Genomic DNA, 18425 nt, shown 5'->3' with positions numbered 1-18425 from the left:
TTCACGCCTCCGCGACGGGGACGCGGGCCGGCTCGTCGCCGCCTCCCGGGCCGGGATCCGGTTCATGCGGGTCCTTGGGGGCGCCGCGGAGGATGGAGTTGCCCTCGTGCGTGGCCCCCGTGCCGGTGACGTCGAGGTTCAGGCGGCCGCTCAGCCCGTAGAAGGCGACGGGGTTGCGCCACAGCACCCGGTCGATGTCGTCCTCGTCGAAGCCCTCGGCCAGCATCAGGTCGCCGACCTTGCGGGTCTTGAGGGGGTCGCTCCTCCCCCAGTCGGCGGCGGAGTTCACCAGGACCTGCTCGGTGCCGTAGGCGCGCAGGATCGCGATCATCCGTTCCTCGTCCATCTTGGTGTCCGGATAGACGGAGAACCCCAGCCAGCAGCCGCTGTCCTTGGCCTCCTTGACGGTGGTCTCGTTGAGGTGGTCGACCAGGACGCGTTCCGGGGGCAGTGCGGACTCCCGGACGGCGTCGAGAGTGCGGCGCAGACCGGCGAGCTTGTCGCGGTGCGGAGTGTGCACCAGGGCGGGCAGGCCGTGGTCGGCGGCGAGCTGGAGCTGCGTGGCGAGGGCGGTGTCCTCGGCGGGGGTCATCGAGTCATAGCCGATCTCGCCGACGGCCACGACGTTGTCCTTGACGAGATACCGGGGCAGTTCGTCCAGGACGGGCACACAGCGCGGGTCGTTCGCCTCTTTGGGGTTGAGGGCGATCGTGCAGTGGTGCGCGATGCCGTGCTGGGCTGCGCGGAAGGGTTCCCAGCCGAGGAGGGCATCGAAGTAGTCGCGGAAGGAGGCGGGCGAGGTGCGGGGCTGGCCGAGCCAGAAGGAGGGCTCGACGACGGCGCGGACGCCGGCGGCGTGCATGGCCTCGTAGTCGTCGGTGGTCCGGGAGGTCATGTGGATGTGGGGGTCGAAGATGCGCATCAGGACTCCTTGCCGTGGGGGTGGTCCGTGCCGTCCGTCCGGTGGGCCGGGGTGGCGGACTCGGTCAGGTCCAGGACGCGGTACAGGTCCTCGGGGACGGTGCGGCCGGCGGCGGTGCGCTCGGTGGCGTAGTCGCCCAGCATGCGGGCGAGTTCGTCGTCGCCGTGGGCGCGCCGGGGCAGGTCGGCCACGTGCTCGACGGGGACGCCGGTGAACAGGCACTTCAGCACGGCGTGGCGCCAGTCGTGGGGGGCCAGGTGCCGGGCGGCGTACGGGCCGACGGCGGCGGTGAGGAGCCGGGTGTCGTTGGTGCGCAGGGCGTCCTCGACGAGGGGCAGGGCGCCAGGGCCGGACACGAGGTGGGGCAGGGCGTGCAGGACGGCGCGGCGTTCGTCGGCGGTGCCCTGGAAGTACACCCTGGTCAGGGCGTCGGTGCCGGCGCGGGCAGCGTGGAGGATGAGCACCCGGGCTACGTCGGCGTGCGCGGCACCGCAGCGGCGGCCGGCCTCGGCGAGACGCAGCTCCCATGGGGAGATCGGGCCGTGGATTCCGGGGTGGGCGGCGGCCTCGTCGAGGGCGTGGTCGAGCCAGGACCGGGCCGCCGGGTCGAGGTGGGTTGTGAGGTGGTCTCGGAGGTCTGCGGGCGAGGGGGTGTGGGCGGTGCCGGGACCGGGTTGGCCGGTGTGGGTGGGGCTCTCGGTTCTCGCCTCGGGCGTGGCGCGGGGGTGGGTCATCTGCTGCTCCCTTCAGGGGTGGCGGAGGGAGCGCCGTGGGGTGGCGCGGCCTGCTGGAAGGCCGGAGCCGGGTGCGGCGACGCGGTGGCCGCGACCTGCTCGGCGTGGCGGAGGAACGGGAGGGAGTGTGCGGCGAAGTGCGGTCCGGCGTGGGAGTGGCGGGGCAGTTCGACGACGGTCAGGCCCTGGTAGCCGGTGGCGGCGAGGGCCGCCAGGACCGGCGGGAAGTCGATCTCGCCGTCTCCGAAGGGGAGGTGCTCGTGGACGCCGCGCCGCATGTCCTCGATCTGGACGTGGCGCAGCCAGGGGGCGGCGGCGCGCACGCAGTCGGCGGGAGAGAGGGGTTCGAGGCACTGGCAGTGGCCGAGGTCGAGCGTGAGACCGAGAGGCTCGGGATCGCCGAGCGTGCGGCGGAGGTGGTGGAAGTCGGCCAGGGTGGCGAGCAGGTGGCCCGGTTCGGGTTCGACGGCGAGCGGGATGCCGGCGGAGGCGGCGGCGTCCAGGACGAGTGTGAGGGTCTCGGCGAGGCGCTTCCACGCGGTGTCCGTGTCGGTGCCGTCCGGGAGGACGCCGCTGAAGCAGTGGACCGCGTGGGCGCCGAGGTCGGCCGCGACCCGCACGGCAGTGACGAGGAGGTCGGCCCGGCGCGCCCGGTCACCGGGGTCCGGGTCCAGCAGGGAGGGGCCGTGCTTGCGGCGCGGGTCGAGCACATAGCGGGCGCCCGTCTCCACCGTGACGCCCAGCCCGAGCGCGTCCAGCCGCCGCGCTACGCGTCGGGTGCGGGTGGCGAGGTCGGGGGCGAGCGGGTCGAGGTGCATGTGGTCGAGGGTCAGACCGACGCCGTCGTAGCCGAGGTCGGCGAGGAGGGAGAGCGCGTCGTCGAGCCGGAGGTCGGCGAGACCGTTGGTGCCGTAGCCGAAGCGGAGGGGGTGGAGCGGAACAAGAGGAGAGGTCCTTGGAGTCACGTCACACTCACCTTCTTCGCGAACCTCGCTCCCAGCGGGGCCAGGGCCGCGATGAGGAGGGCCGTGGCCGTGCCCTTGGAGCGGGCGGCCAGGGTGGCCTGGAGGGGGATCGTGGCGCGGACGCCGGCGCCGACGGCTCGTTGGGTGAGCGGAGGTGAGGGGTTGAGCGTGGCATGGAAGTAGGGGCGGGCGGTGGCCGCGACGTAGGCGGCCGCGAGAGCGGTGGTGAGGTGTGCCGCGGGTTTCCGGCCGAGCGCAGGTCCCCGAGGGCGAATCGCTCGTGGCCCGAGGTGGTCAAGAGTTGCTGTCCCCCCGTGCTCTGCGGGGCGGTGCGTCACCACCACACGGGTCAGCAGGGCGGTCGTCGCGAGCGCCGCCAGGGGGGCCAGTGGCGAGCCGCCCTGGGCTTCCTGACGGGAGACCGTCGTGACGGCCAGGGTGTGGGTGCCGAGGAGGGCCGCTGAGGGGAGCGCCCGTCGAGTGCGGCCGGTCGTTGCGGCGGCTCCCAACAGCAGGTCGAGTCCACGAGCCGTGGCCATGGCCACAGGGCCCGCGGGGGTGTGCTTCAGGCCGAGGTCGTACGCCCAGACGGTCGCCGCGAGGGGACCGGCGACGGCCAGGGCGGGGCGGCCGGCGCAGGAGGCCAGGGCCAGTCCGGCGCCGGTGAGGGCGCAGGCCGCCGTGAGCGCGGCGGCCGGGCGGATGCGGCCGGAGGGAAGGGGGCGGTGCGGGCGTTCGACGGCGTCGATGTCGCGGTCCGCCCAGTCGTTGAGGGCCATGCCGGCCTCGTAGAGACAGAGGGAGGAGCCGATGGCGAGCAGGGTGCGGGCGTTGGGTGCCGCGCCGGTCGCGGACGTGCCGGCCAGGGCGTCGCCCGGGACGCTGAACAGGGCGGGCAGACGCAGGAGTTCGGCCCAGGCGCGTGGGCGCTGTGACCGGCCGGTGCATGCGTGGGGGGCCGTGTCACCGGTGCCGCCTCGAGGAGCGGCTGTGGACGAGCCCGCTGAGCCCCGGCAGGAGCTTTCTCGCGGCGTCACAGCGCATCCCCCGCGTCGTCCAAGCGCTCCGGCGGCGCCGTGCCCTGGCTCTCTCCAAGGGCCCGCCCCAGCCTCCGCCCGAACCGGAGCAGTTCCTCGTACTGCTCGGTGAGGCCGGACGGTCCGTCCCCGACGGGGTCCTTGAAGTAGAAGCCGAGGGCGTCGAGCGGACCGGAGAGCCCTGCCTCGTGGGCACGAGCCGTGAGGCGGGCCAGGTCCAGCACCAGGGGTGCGGCGAGCGCCGAGTCGCAGCCCTGCCAGATGGTCTGGAGGATCATGCGGGTGCCGAGGAAGCCGTCGAAGGCGATGTGGTCCCAGGCGGTCTTCCAGTCGCCGAGAGCCGGGACGTCGTCGATGTGGACCTCGCCCTCGGGGACGGTGCCGAGGGTATCGGCGAGGACGCGTTCCTTGCCGGCGTTCTTCGCCGCGGCGGCGGCCGGGTCGGCGAGGGCGGCGCCGTCGCCGCCGCCCAGCAGGTTCGTGCCGGACCAGGCCCGGACCCTCAGTGCCCGTTGCGCGAACATCGGGCCCAGCACGGCGCGCAGCAGGGTCTGTCCGGTCTTGCCGTCCCGGCCGGCGTACGGCAGGCCGCTCCGCTCGGCCTCGCGGGCGGCGATGGGGTGCTGAATGCCCTCGGAGGGGGTGAAGTTGACGTACGGGCAGCCCGCGCGCAGGGCCGCCAGCGCGTACAGGGTGCTGGCGGGGAGCGGGGAGTCGGGACGGCCCTGGGACGCGGGTTCGGTGGAGGCGACGTTCACCACCACGACCCGCTCCAGGGCGTGGCGGTGCGCGAAGTCGCGTATGTCGTCGGCGAAGGCCGCGATCAGCTCGGCCTCGCTCCTGGTGTCCCCCGGGGTGGGGCCACCGGGCCTGATCTCCCGGTCGGCGGCGGCGAGGTCGGCTGCCACCGCCGTGGCGACGCCCGGTGGGAGGACACCGCCGGCGGTCAGGTTCTCGGCGCGTTTGGGGAGGGGGCAGTCGAGGGTGTCGTGGCCGCCGAAGACGAGGCCGGAGAGTGCGGGGAGGGCGCTGTCGGTGAACGCCGGGGTCTCGGTCACCATGCCGGTGGGCGGGTGCAGTCCCGCGGTGATGGCGGCGCACCCCGTGACGACGGTGGTGGCGACGGAGCCTCGGGCTCCGATCAGCCACACCCCCGTACTCGGTCGGGAGAGGGACGCGGACGCGGACATGGGCAGCCTCCTGGTCGGTGCGCGAAACCCGGGGGTGGGACAAAGACGGCGGGCGGGGGTCCGGCGTCCCCCGCCCGCCGCCGTTCAGTCGCCCTTGACGGGCAGTTCCTTCAACTGGATGTTGCGGAAGGAGACCTGGTCGTCGGCGCCATGGTTCTGGAGTCCGATGTAGCCGTCGGTCAGGCTCCGCTGGGGGTCCTTGTTGGTGAAGTCGTTGATCTTGACTCCGTTGAGGAACACCTGGAGGCGTTCGCCCTGGACCTTGATCTCGTAGGAGTTCCACTGGCCGGGCGGCCGTAGAACCTGGTCACGGGCCTTGATGTTCGCCGACTTGAACGAGTAGACGGAGCCCGTGGTGCGTTCGGGCGCGTCCGTGGCGTCGATCTGGATCTCGTAGCCCTTGTTCACCGCGGACCAGGGGTCGTCGGAGGCCGGGAAGCCCACGAAGATGCCGGAGTTGTCGTCGCCCCGCATCTTCCAGTCGAGCTTGAGGGAGTACGACTTCAGCTCCTTGGCCTGGTACCAGAGCAGGCCCATGCCGCCCTCGGACTCCATCACGCCGTCCTTGACGGCGAACTTTCCGGGTCCGGCCTGCTTCCAGCCGTCCAGGGTCTGGCCGTTGAAGATCTTCCGGTGGTCCTTGCTCGGCTTGCAGTCCGCCTTGACCTGGCCGGTGGCGTACTGCAGGCCGCCGAGCAGGTGGGCGCGGAAGGCTTCCTCGGCGTAGGACTCCTTGGTGTGGCCGCCGCCGGTGTAGAAGGAGCGGCCGCCGCCGTAGCTCTGGCACCAGGCGATCGGGTGGTCGCCCTTCATGTTCCCGCCCTGGTAGGTGGTCTCGTCCAGGGTGGCGAGGACCTTGGCCTGCCCGCGCGGGTTGGTGCGGTAGTTGTACCACTCGTCGGTGCGCTCCCAGGCGTCGCCCAGGTGGGCGGTCGACGGGTGGTCGTGGTCCTCGACACGGACGGTGGCCTTCTGGTTGGCCGGGTGCGAGTCGAAGTAGGCGCCGACGAGGCCGCCGTAGAACGCCCAGTCGTACTCGGTGTCGGCGGCCGCGTGGATGCCCATGTAGCCACCGCCGCCCGCCACATAGTTCTCGAACGCCTTCTGCTGCTCGGCGTTGAGGACGTCACCCGTGGTGGACAGGAAGGCGACCGCGTCGTACTTGGCGAGGTTGGTGGTGGTGAACTGCTTGGCCTCCTCGGTCGCGTCGACCGTGATGCCGGCGGGGCCGCCGAGTTCCTTCAGGGCCGTGATGCCGGCCGGGATGGAGTCGTGGCGGAAGCCGGCGGTCTTGGAGAAGACCAGGACCTTCTTGCCTCCCTTGAAGGGCTGTGTGGAGAACTCGAAGTCGTCGATGTCGTAGAGCGCGCCCGCGCCGCCCTTGAAGACCAGGTAGATGTCCGTGGTCTTCTTGGGCAGGGACCGCAGCGGTACGTCGACGTTCTGGAAGGTCTCCCAGCCGCCGGTCGGCGGGATGTACGCCGAGCCGTGCAGCTTGCCGTCGGGCGAGCCGGTGCGCAGTTCGATGAAGCCACCCGCGCCGCCGGAGGAGGCCCGCACGGTCATCTTCTTCTGCCCGTCGAACCGGTAGGGGGTGAAGGAGATCCAGTCGCCGTCGTCGATGTTGCCGACGGTCTTGCCGCCGTTGGCGCCGGTCTTGTCGATGACCGTGACGCCCTGCTGCTTGGAGAAGTGCTCGCCCTGGCGGTGCAGCGGCTGGAGCACGGCGCGGGCGGTGCCGGTCAGCGTCTCCTGCCCGTTCGCCCCGCCGTCGGTGTAACTGGCGCCGACGACGCCGTAGATGTTGGCGTTGGGGTCGTGGCCGCCGTCACCGGGGGGCGGCTTCAGGGTGCCCTCGCAGCCCATCTCGCTGGTCAGTTCGTGGGCGTGGGAGTCGTGGCCGAGGCTGTAGGCGACCTTGACCTTGGAGCAGTCGACGGTCTCCTCGGGGTCGGTGACGGTCACCTTGAAGGGGACGGGTTTGCCGAACTCGGCCAGGGCGCCGTTGCCCGGGATGTCGATCCGCACCTTGGGCTCGGTGTTGCCGACCACGATCCGGGTGCTGGCGGTGCCGGTGTGGCCCTCGGCGTCCTTGGCGGTGAAGGTCGCGGTGTAGGTGCCGATCTTCTTGTACTTGTGGGTGGGGTTGAGACCCTCGCCCTTGGTGCCGTCGCCGAAGTCCCAGCTGTAGGTCAGGTCCGGGGAGTCCGCGTCCTTGGCCGAGCCGGTGAACTTGACTTTCAGGCCGGCCGCTCCGGACGTCCTGTCGGCACTGACCTCGGCGATCGGCGAGAAGCCGTCCTCGGCGTTCTCGATCCGGTACAGCGCGGAGTGCTCGTCGCCCTGGAACCAGGAGACGCCGTAGTCGAGGACGTAGAGCGCGCCGTCGGGGCCGAACTCCATGTCCATGATCTGGGTGCCGGTCCACGGGAAGTCGTTGATCTTCGCGACGGCTCCGTCGGCGTTCTGCTCGATCCGCTTGATCCAGCGGCGGCCGAACTCACCCGCGAAGAAGTCACCGTCGTAGGCCTCGGGGAACTTCACCTTCGAGTCGAGCCCGGGGTCGTAGCGGTAGACCGGGCCGGCCATCGGGGACTCGGAGCCGCTGCCGAACTCGGGCAGCGAGCCGCCGTCGTACGGGATCCAGGCGGCCTGCGCGGGCGGCAGGTCGGTGAGGCCCGTGTTGTACGGCGAGGTGTTCTTCGGGGCGGCGCAGTCGAACTTCTCGCCGGACTCCTTGGTGGCGAAGTCGTAGTCGACGTACGCGTCGTTGTTGCCCGTGCAGAACGGCCAGCCGAAGTTGGCGGCCTTGGTGACCTTGGCGAACTCGACCTGTCCCCCCGGGCCCCGCTTGGGGTCCGCGGCGCCCGCGTCGGGGCCGTAGTCGCCGACGTAGACGATGCCGGTCTTGTCGTCGACGCTCATCCGGAAGGGGTTGCGGAAGCCCATCGCGTAGATCTCGGGGCGGGTCTTGTCCGTGCCCGGGGCGAAGAGGTTCCCCGCCGGGACGGTGTACGAGCCGTCCTCGGCGACCTTGATCCGCAGGATCTTGCCGCGCAGGTCGTTGGTGTTGGCGGAGCTGCGGCGGGCGTCGAAGGCGGGGTTGCGGCCCTCGCGGTCGTCGATCGGCGTGTAGCCGTCGGAGGCGAAGGGGTTGGTGTCGTCGCCGGTCGACAGGTAGAGGTTGCCGTCCGCGTCGAAGTCGATGTCGCCGCCGACGTGGCAGCAGATGCCGCGGGAGGCCGCGACGTCGATGACCTTCTTCTCGCTGGCTTTGTTCAGCGTGCCGTTGGCGTTGAGGGTGAAGCGGGAGAGGCGGTTGACGCCGTCGAACTTCTTGAAGTCGTCGGCGGTGCCGGTCTCCGGGGCGTCGCCCGCGGGGGTGTCGAGGGGCGGGGCGTAGTAGAGGTAGATCGCCCGGTTGTTCTTGAAGTCCGGGTCGATGCCGACGCCCTGGAGGCCCTCCTCGTCGTGGCTGTAGACGTCGAGCTTGCCGGCGATCTTGGTGACGCCGCCCTGGTCGGTGAGGCGCAGCGTGCCGTCGCGCGAGGTGTGCAGCACGCTGCGGTCCGGGAGCACGGCGAGCGACATCGGCTCGCCCGTCTCGGGCTCGCCCTTGGCGAGCGGCACCTGCTGGAACTGGCCCTCGGCGGCTGCCGGATCGTCGTGTTCCGGGTGGCCGGGGTGGGCTCCGGCGACGGTGGCCGGGGTGCCCACGGCCAGGAGCAGGCCGGTGAACAGGGCGACGGTGGTGCGGAGCCTGGGCTGTCTGGCGTTGCGGGTGCCTCTGAGTCTGGTTCTGTGCACGAAGTCCCTCCGGGAACGGGGTGGGCCGTACGGGATGGGTGCGTAGACGTGCGGTGCGGGCGCCGGGGTGCGCCGTCACCCCGGAGATTCGGTGACCTGGTTCAGCTGTTGAAGGCGGCGTCGAAGGACGCGCTGGGCGGGTCGAAGTCGAAGGCCTTCAAGCGGGTCAGCGCCTCGGGCGCCCCCTGGAGCCGGTCCATGCCGGCGTCCTCCCACTCGACCGAGACCGGGCCCTGGTAGTCGATGGAGCGCAGCATCCGGAAGACGTCCTCCCACGGGACGTCGCCGTGCCCGGCGGAGACGAAGTCCCAGCCGCGCCGCGGGTCGCCCCAGGGCAGGTGGGAGCCGAGCCGGCCGTTGCGACCGTCGAGGCGCTTGCGGGCCTCCTTGCAGTCGACGTGGTAGATCCGGTCGCGGAAGTCCCAGAGGAACCCGACCGGGTCGAGGTCCTGCCACACGAAGTGCGAAGGGTCGAAGTTGAGGCCGAAGGCGGGGCGCCGGCCGACCGCCTCCAGGGCGCGGGCCGTCGTCCAGTAGTCGTAGGCGATCTCGCTGGGGTGCACCTCGTGCGCGAACCGCACGCCCTCGGCGTCGTAGACGTCCAGGATCGGGTTCCAGCGATCGGCGAAGTCCTGGTAGCCGCGTTCGATCATCGCGTCGGGGGCGGGCGGGAACATGGCGACCAGGTGCCAGATGGCGGAGCCGGTGAAGCCGATGACGGTGTCGACGCCGAAGGCGGCCGCGGCGCGCGCGGTGTCCTTCATCCGTTCGGCGGCTCGCTGCCGTACGCCTTCCGGGTCTCCCTCGCCCCACACGGCGTCCGGCACGATGGCCTGGTGGCGTTCGTCGATGATGGCGTCGCAGACGGCCTGGCCGACGAGGTGGTTGGAGATGGCCCAGCACTTGAGGCCGTACTTGTCGAGCAGAGCCCGGCGCCCGTCGAGGTACCCGGGGTCGGAGAGCGCCTTGTCGACTTCGAAGTGGTCGCCCCAGCAGGCGAGTTCCAGGCCGTCGTAGCCGAAGTCGCGGGCGAGCCGGCAGACCTCCTCAAGCGGCAGGTCGGCCCACTGGCCGGTGAACAGCGTGAACGTACGCGGCATCGCGCGTCAGCCTCCTCAGACCGCTATCGGGGTGTAGACGGAGTTCTTCTCGGCGCTCTCCTCGACCGCCGCGAGCACGCGCTGCACCTGCAGTCCGTCGGCGAAGGAGGGCTCGGGACGGCGGCCCTCGGCGACGGCGTGGACCAGGTCGCGGGCCTGGTGGACGAAGGTGTGCTCGTAGCCGAGGCCGTGGCCCGGCGGCCACCAGGCGTCCAGGTAGGGGTGGTCGGGTTCGGTGACGAGGATGCGGCGGAAACCGGCTTCCGCGCCCGGCTCGGTGCCGTCGTGGAACGACAGCTCGTTGAGCCGCTCCAGGTCGAAGGCGAGCGATCCGCGCTCCCCGTTGAGCTCGATGCGCAGGGCGTTCTTGCGGCCGGTGGCGTAGCGGGTGGCCTCGAAGGAGGCCAGGGCGCCGGAGGGAAAGCGGGCGGTGAACAGGGCGGCGTCGTCCACGGTGACCTGGCCGGTGCCGGCCGAGGAGACCGCGGCCAGGCCCCTCGTGGCGCCGGTGGGCAGCGGCCGCTCCCGTACGAAGGTCTCGGTCAGCGCGGAGACGCCCGCCAGCCGCTCCCCCGTCAGATACTGCGCGAGGTCGACGATGTGCGCGCCCAGGTCGCCGAGCGAGCCCGAGCCGGCCTGCTCCCTGCGCAGCCGCCAGGTCAGCGGGAAGTCCGGGTCGACGAGCCAGTCCTGGAGGTACGACACCCGCACGTGCCGCAGCCTGCCGAGGCGGCCCTCGTCGACCATCCGGCGGGCCAGGGCGGTGGCCGGCACCCGGCGGTAGTTGAAGCCGACCATCGCGATCTGGCCGCGTGCCTGTGCCTCCTCGGCCGCGCGTTCCATCGAGGCGGCTTCCTCGACGGTGTTGGCGAGGGGCTTCTCGCACAGGACGTGCTTGCCCGCGGCCAGGGCGGCGAGGGCGATCTCGGCGTGGCTGTCGCCGGGGGTGCAGATGTCGACCAGGTCGATGTCGTCCCGTTCGACGAGGGCACGCCAGTCGGTCTCGACGGACGCCCAGCCGTGCCGGTCCGCCGCTGCCCGCGCGGCTGCGGCGTCCCGGCCGCAGATCGCGGCCCGCACCGGGTTCAGCGGCAGGTCGAAGACGCGGCCCGCGGTGCGCCAGCCCTGGGAGTGGGCGGCGCCCATGAAGGCGTAGCCCACCATCCCCACGCGCAGGGGTGGCTTGCCCGCCTCCTCGGTCCCTTCTGACTGCTGCTGCGGCTGTCCCATGTGGGAGTCCTCCTCGTCCTGGTCGGGGTCGCGCACGTGGGGGGTGCGGGGGCGGAACCGGTCACTGGAAGCCGGTGGGCATGTACTGGTCGACGTTGGTCTTGTCGACGACGGCCGAGTAGAGCGTGATCGACGCGGGGATCTCGAACTCGGCCATGCCGCCGATGCCCTTGCCCTGGCCGAGGGCGCGGGCGAGGTCGATCGCGGAGGCGGCCATGGTCGGCGGGTAGAGCACCGTCGCCTTGAGCACACCGTCGTCCTGCTTGATGGCCTGGAAGGCGGAGAGCGCGCCGGCCCCGCCGACCATCAGGAAGCCGTCACGCCCGGCCTGTTCGATGGCGCGCAGCGCGCCCACACCCTGGTCGTCGTCGTGGTTCCACAGGGCGTCGAACTTCGACTGTGCCTGGAGCAGCTGGGCCATCTTGGCCTGCCCGGACTCGACGGTGAAGTCGGCGGCCTGGCGGGCGACCTTCTTGATGTTGGGGTAGTTCTTCAGGGCGTCGTCGAAGCCCTTGGTGCGCTGCTTGGTCAGCTCCAGGTTGTCCAGGCCGGCCAGTTCGATGACGCGGGCACCCGACTTGCCCTTGAGCTTCTCGCCTATGTAGTGCCCGGCGTTGAGGCCCATGCCGTAGTTGTCGCCGCCGATCCAGCAGCGGTAGGCCTGCGGGGTGTTGAAGATCCGGTCGAGGTTGACGACCGGGATGCCCGCGCGCATCGCCTTCAGTCCGACCTGGGTGAGGGCCTTGCCGTCGGCGGGCAGCACCACCAGGACGTCGACCTTCTTGTTGATGAGGGTCTCGATCTGGCCGATCTGCTGGGCGGTGTCGTTGGACCCCTCGGTGATCTCCAGCTTGACGTCCGAGTACTTCTCGGCGCGCTCCTTGGCGTTGTCGTTGATGGCGTTGAGCCAGCCGTGGTCGGCCTGTGGTCCGGCGAAGCCGATGGTGACCTTCTTGCCCGGCTTGTCGTCGGCGGCGGGCTGGTCGTTCCCGGCCGGCTCGTCCTTTGCGCCGGACGGTTCGTTGCTGGTGCATCCGGCAAGGAGGGCACCGGCCCCGACGGCGGCGGAGCCGAAGAGCAGTCCTCTGCGAGTGGGAAGCTGTGGCATGGTGAACCCTTTCCTCAGGTCGTGCTCGCGGTACGGCGCTGGACCAGCACGGCGGCGACGATGATCGCGCCCTTGGCGATCTGCTGGACGTCGCTCTGCAGGTTGTTCAGGGCGAAGATGTTGGTGATCGTGGTGAAGATCAGGACGCCCAGCACGGAGCCGGTGATGGTGCCGCGGCCGCCGGTGAGCAGGGTGCCGCCGATGATCGCGGCGGCGATGGCGTCGAGTTCGTAGAGGTTGCCGTTGGTGTTCTGGCCGGAGCCGGACAGGACGATCAGCAGGAAGGCGGCGATGCCGCAGCACAGGCCGGAGAGCAGATAGAGGTAGAGCCGCTGGCGGCGTACGTCGATGCCGGCGAGCCGGGCGGCCTCCGGGTTGCCGCCGACGGCGACGGTGCGGCGGCCGAAGGTGGTGCGGTTGAGCACCAGCCAGCCGATGACCGTCACGAGGGCGAACACCAGGACCAGGGGCGGGATGCCGAGGATGTAGGCGTCACGCTCGCCCAGGTCGAGGACGGAGGGCACGGTGACGATCTGGGTCTTGCCGTCGGTGATCTGCAGGGCGAGGCCGCGGGCGGAGGCCAGCATGGCGAGGGTGGCGATGAACGGCACCATCGCGCCGTAGGCGATGAGCACCCCGTTGACCAGGCCGCACCCGACCCCGACGATCATCGCGGTGAAGAGGATGCCGGCGAAGCCGTACTCCTGGGTGGCAACCGTCGTCGCCCACACCGAGGCGAGGGCGACGATCGCGCCGACCGACAGGTCGATGCCGCCGGAGACGATGACGAAGGTCATGCCGACGGTGACGACGCCGATCACGGAGGCCTGGGTGAGGACGAGTTGCAGGTTGCGGGTGTCGAGGAACTCGTCGGGCTTGGTGATGCCGCCGATGAGGATCAGCGCGGCGAGCACGCCGAGCAGGGAGAGGGTGCGGACGTCGGCGCGGAACAGCAGACCGCGCCAGGCCGGGGGCTGAGCCTCGGGCACCTTGTCGGTGCTGTCCCGCGGTGGGGAGACGGGCTGCGTCATGATGCCGGGCTTCCTTCCATGACCAGGTCGAGTACGCGGTGTTCGTCGAGTTCGCGCGCGGGTGCCGTGTGGACGACACGGCCCTCGCGCAGCACCAGGACGCGATCGGCGAGGCCGAGCACCTCGGGCACCTCGCTGGAGACCAGCAGCACGGCGAGGCCTTCGTCGGCCAGCCGGCGGACCACGGCGTACAGTTCGGCGCGGGCGCCGACGTCGACGCCGCGGGTGGGTTCGTCGAGCAGGAGCACCTTGCAGCCGCGCAGCAGCCAGCGGGCCAGGACGGCCTTCTGCTGGTTGCCGCCGGACAGGGTGCGTACGGGCACGGACGGGTTGTCCGGCCTGAGCGACAGCTCGCGGGTCGCGGCCCGGGCGGCACCGAGTTCGGCACCCCGGTCGATCCAGCCGCCGCGCGAGAAGCGGGACATGGAGGAGACCGACACATTGCGGGTGACGGACTCCAGCATCAGCAGGGCCTGGGCCTTGCGTTCCTCGGGGGCGAGCCCGAGTCCGGCGCGGACTGCGGCCCGTACGCTGCCCGGCTTCAAGGGCCGCCCGTCGACCAGGACCTGACCGGACGTCGGTTTGCGGGCCCCGTAGACGGTCTCCAGTATCTCGGAGCGGCCCGAGCCGACGAGGCCGGCGAGGCCGACGATCTCGCCGGGCCGCACCTCCAGGTCGAAGGGCTCGAACTCCCCTTGGCGGGCCAGCCCTTGCACCTGGAGTACCGATTCACCAGTCGGCGGGGAGACCGGCCGGTCGGGAAAGACGTACTCGACGTTGCGGCCCGTCATCAGCGCGACGACCTCGCGGGTCGGTGTCGACTTCGCCGGGAGCCCGTTCGCGACGGCCCGCCCGTCCTTCAGCACGGTGACCCGGTCGCCGATGCGCCGGATCTCCTCCAGACGGTGCGAGATGTAGACGACGGCGACTCCGGCGGCGGTGAGATCGCCGACGATACGGAAGAGGTTGTCGACCTCGTCCGGGTCGAGGGCGGCGGAGGGCTCGTCCATCACGATGAGCCGCACGTCGTGGGAGAGCGCCCGGGCCATGGACACGATCTGCTGCTGCGCGGCCGACAACTGGCCGACCAGACGGGCCGGATCGACCTCCGGGTGCCCGAGTCGCTTGAGGAGCCGAGCGGTCGACTCGCGCGCCGTCTTCCCGCGTACGACGAACCCGGCGGCGGTCGGCTCATGACCGAGGTGGACGTTCTCGGCGACCGACAGATGCTCCACCAGGTCGAGTTCCTGGTAGATGGTGGCGATGCCGAGGCGCATGGCGGCGATCGGCGAGCGGAGCGTGACCTCCTCGCCGCGCCAGCGGATGGTGCCGGTGTCGGGTTGGTGGGCACCGGCCAGGACCTTGATGAGGGTCGACTTGCCCGCGCCGTTCTGGCCGAGCAGGCAGTGCACCTCACCGGCCTGGACGTCGAGGTCGACGCCGTCGAGGGCCCGGACTCCGGGGAACGACTTGGTGATGCCGGACATGCTGAGCAGCGGTGGTTCTGGTGCCATGAGGTCCCCTTGGCGGGCGTGCGGGCCGGTTTCAGGGCAGGGCGGAGCGGGGCACTGTGCAGGGCTCGGTACGGAAGCGTGGTGCGACGTGCTGACGAGCTGACGTGCGCTTACGCAGGTGAGAACAGGTGATCGCTGATGAGCCGGGCCGCGCCGATGACACCGGCGGCGGGTCCCAACTCGCCCAGGACGATGGGCAGATTGCCGGTCGCCAGCGGCAGCGACTGGCGGTAGACCTGGGTGCGGATCGCGGCGAGCAGGGTGTGGCCGAGGCCGGTCACCCCGCCGCCGATCACCACCAGGCCCGGGTTGAAGAAGCTGACCAGGCCGGCGATGACCTGGCCGGTGTGATTGCCGCCCTCGCGGATCAGGTCGAGTGCGGTGGCGTCGCCCGCGGCGGCCGCGGCGGCGACGTCGACGGCCGTGAGACCGCCGTTCGCCTCCAGCCGCGACGCCAGTTCGGCCGAGAGTCCCTGCTGGGCGGCCTCCGTGGCGTCGCGGGCGAGCGCCGCCCCGCTGAAGTGGGCCTCCAGGCAGCCCCGGTTGCCGCAGGCGCAGGGGCGGCCGTCGGGCACGGCCTGGATGTGCCCGATGTCGCCGGCGCTGCCCGTCGTGCCGCGGTAGACCTCACCGCCGACGACGATGCCGCAGCCGATGCCGGTGCCGATCTTGACACAGAGGAAGTCGGCGACGGTACGGGCGACGCCCGCGTGCTGCTCCCCCATCGCCATGAGGTTCACGTCGTTGTCGACCATGACCGGGCAGCCGAGTTCCTGGCTGAGCGCCTCCCGCACGGGGAAGCCGTCCCAGCCTGGCATGATCGGCGGTGCCACCGGGATGCCCTCGGGGAAGCGGACCGGGCCCGGGACGCCGATACCGGCGCCGTCGAACCCCTCCGCGAGCCCGGAGGCCCTCAGTTTCGCGGCCATGGCCAGGACCTGCTCGAAGACCACGACCGGGCCTTCGCGCACGTCCATGGGCTGGTTGATGTGGCCGAGGGTCTCCAGTTCGGCGTTGGTGACGGCGACGTCGACCGAGGTCGCGCCGATGTCGACGCCGAGGAAGCGCAGACCCGGGTTGAGCCGGATGTTGTGGGAGCGGCGGCCACCGCGCGAGGCGGCGAGTCCGTCGGCCACGACAAGACCCGTCTCCAGCAGCCGGTCCACCTCCACGGCGAGCTTGGACCGCGAGAGGTCGACCTGGTCGCCCAGCTGTGCACGGGAGTTGGGTCCGCCGTCGCGCAACAGCGTGAGCAGTCGGGCCTGGTGGGCGTTTCCGGGTCGTGCGGTCATACGTCTCACGAGCCCCTCCCCGCCTCGATCGGCCTGTGCGCGCCGGTTTTCCGCCACATCAGTGGCTTGCTTTCGAAGGGAAAGTAGCAGCGGCTGCCGGAGGTGGGAAGAAGTCGCGCAGGAATTACCCACGACTTTTTCCACTCAGAGGACAAAGGCGAGCGGGGTGGGTATGACCCGGCAGGTAATCGACCGCGAACGCGCCCCAGGTCAGGCTGGCACCAGCACGCGTCCTCGGCACCAGGAGGTCCCGCATGACCGACACCCCCGCCCCCGAAGCGCTGTTGAAGGCCGTGCCCTTCGCCGACGCGTTGGGCATCACCCTGGAGGAAGCCACCCCTGCCCAGGTCAGGGCCGTGCTCGGCTGGGCCCCTGAGCTGTGCACGGTGGGCGGTGCCCTGCACGGCGGAGCCCTGATGACACTCGCCGACACGGCCGGCGCGGTCTGCGCGTTCCTCAACCTGCCGCCGGGCGCGAGCACCTCGACGGTCGAGTCGAAGACGAACTTCTTCCGCGCCGTGCGGTCGGGCCACGTCCGCGCCGAGGCCCGGCCCGTACACGTGGGACGCTCGCTCATCGCCGTCCGGACGGACCTGTACGACGAGGACGGCACCCTGGTGGGCCAGACGACACAGACCCAGGCGGTGCTGACAGCCGGCTGAGGTCGCTACGAACGCGCCCGGGCGTGATACGACCGCCGCGTGTGCTCCGTGTGTTCGCGCATCAGCTGCGTCGCCCGCTGTTCGTCGCGGTCGGAGATCGCGGCGATCAGTTCGCGGTGTTCGATCCAGGACTGGTGGCCGCGCTGACGGGCCACCGGCGTGTAGTACCAGCGCACCCGCCGGTCGACCTGGGCGGCGAGTTCGGCGAGGACGGCGTTTCCGGCGAGTTCCATGATCTTGGCGTGGAAGCGGGCGTTCATGGCGACGGCGCCGTCCACGTCATCGGCCTCGACCGCTTTCTCGCCCTCCGCGCAGAGGGATTCCAGGGCGGTGAGGCCCGCGCTGTTCGCGTTGGCCGCCGCCAGGCGGGCCGCCTCGGCCTCCAGGAGCGTACGGACCGTGAGGAGCTGGTCGGCCTCCTCCTCCGTCGGCTCGTGCACGAACGCGCCCTGGGCGGGCCGCAGATCGACCCACCCCTCGGTGTTGAGCCGCTGCAGCGCCTCGCGCACCGGCTGCCGGGAGACCCCCAGATGCCCGGCGAGTTCGCTCTCGACGAGGTGCTGGCCGGGCTGGAGGGCCCGGGTGGTGATGAGTTCGAGGAGTGCCTCGTAGACGCGGTCACGCAGCGGCCCCGGGCGTTCCAGCTTGGGTACCGCCCCCTGGGGCAGGCTTGTCGACAGCATCGCGGTCCCCCTCCTCGGCAGGGCCGTGCACAGCGCGACGGCCACCGGTGTCGCCGCAGAGTCAGTATCGATTGTCTTTCGTCTACAGTCTACGGCGCACAAAGACCAGGGATTCGGGCAGTTGGCCGCGTCACACCCGGGCGGCATCACGGTGGCACCACGGCAGCCCGGAGCGGGACTCAGGGGCAGCGCACGACCTGTCCCGCGTACGACAGGTTGCCGCCGAAGCCGAACAGCAGGACCGGGTCGCCGGTGGAGACCGCGCCCTGTTCGACGAGCTTGGAGAAGGCGAGCGGGATGCTCGCGGCGGAGGTGTTGCCGGACTCGGTGACATCGCGCGCGACGACCGCGTTCACGGCGCCGATCTTCACGGCGAGGGGTTCGATGATGCGCAGGTTCGCCTGGTGCAGGACGACCCCGGCGAGGTCCGCCGGCTCAAGACCGGCCCGCTCGCACGCCCGGCGCGCGATGGGCGGCAGCTGCGTGGTGGCCCAGCGGTAGACGCTCTGCCCTTCCTGGGCGAAACGGGGCGGAGTGCCCTCGATCCGCACCGCGTGTCCCATCTCGGGCACCGAGCCCCACAGCACCGGCCCGATGCCGGACTCCTCGGCGGCCTCGACGACCGCGGCCCCGGCCCCGTCCCCGACGAGCACGCAGGTGGTGCGGTCGCTCCAGTCGGTCACCTCGGACATCTTGTCGGCCCCGATGACCAGCGCACGGCTCGCGCCCCCCGCGCGGACGGCGTGGTCGGCGGTGGCCAGGGCGTGGGTGAACCCGGCGCACACGACGTTGAGGTCCATGGTGGCCGGGTGCGGCATCCCGAGGCGGGCCGCGACCCGGGCCGCCATGTTGGGCGAGCGGTCGACTGCGGTGGAGGTGGCGACCAGCACCAGGTCGATGTCGGCGGGGGCGAGGCCGGCCGCGGCGAGGGCCTTGGCGGCGGCGTGGGCGGCCAGTTCGTCGACCGGCTCGTCGGGCCCGGCGATGTGGCGGGTGCGGATGCCCACCCGGCTCCTGATCCACTCGTCACTGGTGTCGACCAGGCCCGCCAGGTCCTCGTTGGTGAGCACCTTGGCAGGCTGGTAGTGGCCGACGGCGGCGATGCGCGAGCCGTTCATCTGGGTGGGTCCCCCTCGTTGCCTTGGGTAGC

General features: G+C 71.4%; 15 protein-coding genes. 1 reads left to right on the top strand and 14 read right to left on the bottom strand.

Going from position 1 to position 18425, the window contains the following annotated elements:
- Position 1: 1 nt before the first annotated feature.
- The 12 genes from ACFZBT_RS05115 to ACFZBT_RS05060 form a co-directional block, all read right to left on the bottom strand.
- A complete protein-coding gene (locus ACFZBT_RS05115; RefSeq protein ID WP_391098448.1) occupies positions 2-922 on the bottom strand; it encodes a TatD family hydrolase in 921 nt (306 codons plus the stop codon).
- Positions 922-1656 carry an EboA domain-containing protein gene (locus ACFZBT_RS05110; RefSeq protein ID WP_391098445.1) on the bottom strand — a complete coding sequence of 245 codons (735 nt, stop codon included), beginning with the start codon at positions 1654-1656 and terminating at the stop codon, positions 922-924. The genes ACFZBT_RS05115 and ACFZBT_RS05110 overlap by 1 nt, the downstream gene beginning before the upstream one ends.
- On the bottom strand, positions 1653-2621 hold the full coding sequence (locus ACFZBT_RS05105; RefSeq protein WP_391098443.1) for a TIM barrel protein: 969 nt from the start codon (positions 2619-2621) through the stop codon (positions 1653-1655). The genes ACFZBT_RS05110 and ACFZBT_RS05105 overlap by 4 nt, the downstream gene beginning before the upstream one ends.
- Positions 2618-3658 (bottom strand): SCO3242 family prenyltransferase, encoded by a 1041-nt coding sequence (locus tag ACFZBT_RS05100; protein ID WP_391098441.1) that lies wholly within the window; start codon positions 3656-3658, stop codon positions 2618-2620. The genes ACFZBT_RS05105 and ACFZBT_RS05100 overlap by 4 nt, the downstream gene beginning before the upstream one ends.
- Positions 3655-4848, bottom strand: coding sequence for an inositol-3-phosphate synthase (locus tag ACFZBT_RS05095; protein ID WP_391098439.1), 1194 nt, complete (start codon positions 4846-4848; stop codon positions 3655-3657). The genes ACFZBT_RS05100 and ACFZBT_RS05095 overlap by 4 nt, the downstream gene beginning before the upstream one ends.
- An 84-nt stretch (positions 4849-4932) precedes the next feature.
- Positions 4933-8655 (bottom strand): ThuA domain-containing protein, encoded by a 3723-nt coding sequence (locus ACFZBT_RS05090; RefSeq protein ID WP_391098437.1) that lies wholly within the window; start codon positions 8653-8655, stop codon positions 4933-4935.
- A gap of 101 nt (positions 8656-8756) precedes the next feature.
- The gene (locus ACFZBT_RS05085; protein WP_391098435.1) at positions 8757-9755 is read right to left on the bottom strand and encodes a TIM barrel protein; all 999 of its coding nucleotides are present in this window, start codon (positions 9753-9755) and stop codon (positions 8757-8759) included.
- Positions 9756-9770: 15 nt separating this feature from the next.
- Positions 9771-10985 carry a Gfo/Idh/MocA family oxidoreductase gene (locus tag ACFZBT_RS05080; protein WP_391098432.1) on the bottom strand — a complete coding sequence of 405 codons (1215 nt, stop codon included), beginning with the start codon at positions 10983-10985 and terminating at the stop codon, positions 9771-9773.
- Between the two features lie 61 nt (positions 10986-11046).
- A complete protein-coding gene (locus ACFZBT_RS05075; RefSeq protein WP_391098430.1) occupies positions 11047-12093 on the bottom strand; it encodes a substrate-binding domain-containing protein in 1047 nt (348 codons plus the stop codon).
- Between the two features lie 14 nt (positions 12094-12107).
- Complete coding sequence (locus ACFZBT_RS05070) at positions 12108-13124, bottom strand: ABC transporter permease (protein WP_391098428.1); 1017 nt, start codon at positions 13122-13124, stop codon at positions 12108-12110.
- A complete protein-coding gene (locus tag ACFZBT_RS05065) occupies positions 13121-14638 on the bottom strand; it encodes an ATP-binding cassette domain-containing protein (RefSeq protein ID WP_391098426.1) in 1518 nt (505 codons plus the stop codon). Before ACFZBT_RS05065 ends, ACFZBT_RS05070 begins: the two co-directional genes overlap by 4 nt.
- 110 nt (positions 14639-14748) lie before the next feature.
- Positions 14749-15930, bottom strand: coding sequence for an ROK family protein (locus ACFZBT_RS05060; RefSeq protein ID WP_391098423.1), 1182 nt, complete (start codon positions 15928-15930; stop codon positions 14749-14751).
- Positions 15931-16184: 254 nt separating this feature from the next.
- On the opposite strand from ACFZBT_RS05060, the gene ACFZBT_RS05055 reads away from it, so the two are divergent.
- Positions 16185-16592: a hotdog fold thioesterase gene (locus ACFZBT_RS05055; protein WP_391098420.1), complete on the top strand. Its 408-nt coding sequence runs from the start codon at positions 16185-16187 to the stop codon at positions 16590-16592.
- Positions 16593-16597: 5 nt separating this feature from the next.
- Here the strand turns inward: ACFZBT_RS05055 and ACFZBT_RS05050 are convergent, their stop codons facing one another.
- Positions 16598-17275, bottom strand: a complete 678-nt coding sequence (locus tag ACFZBT_RS05050; RefSeq protein WP_391098417.1) for an FCD domain-containing protein — start codon at positions 17273-17275, stop codon at positions 16598-16600.
- Between the two features lie 179 nt (positions 17276-17454).
- Positions 17455-18393 carry a beta-ketoacyl-ACP synthase 3 gene (locus ACFZBT_RS05045; RefSeq protein WP_391098415.1) on the bottom strand — a complete coding sequence of 313 codons (939 nt, stop codon included), beginning with the start codon at positions 18391-18393 and terminating at the stop codon, positions 17455-17457.
- Between the last annotated feature and the right edge of the window lie 32 nt (positions 18394-18425).

Source organism: Streptomyces sp. NPDC008137 (assembly GCF_042957035.1).
In the GTDB taxonomy this organism is placed as follows: Bacteria; Actinomycetota; Actinomycetes; order Streptomycetales; family Streptomycetaceae; genus Streptomyces.
The sequence above is the reverse complement of the archived record's forward strand: the minus strand, read 5'-3'. Positions and strand labels throughout refer to the sequence as shown.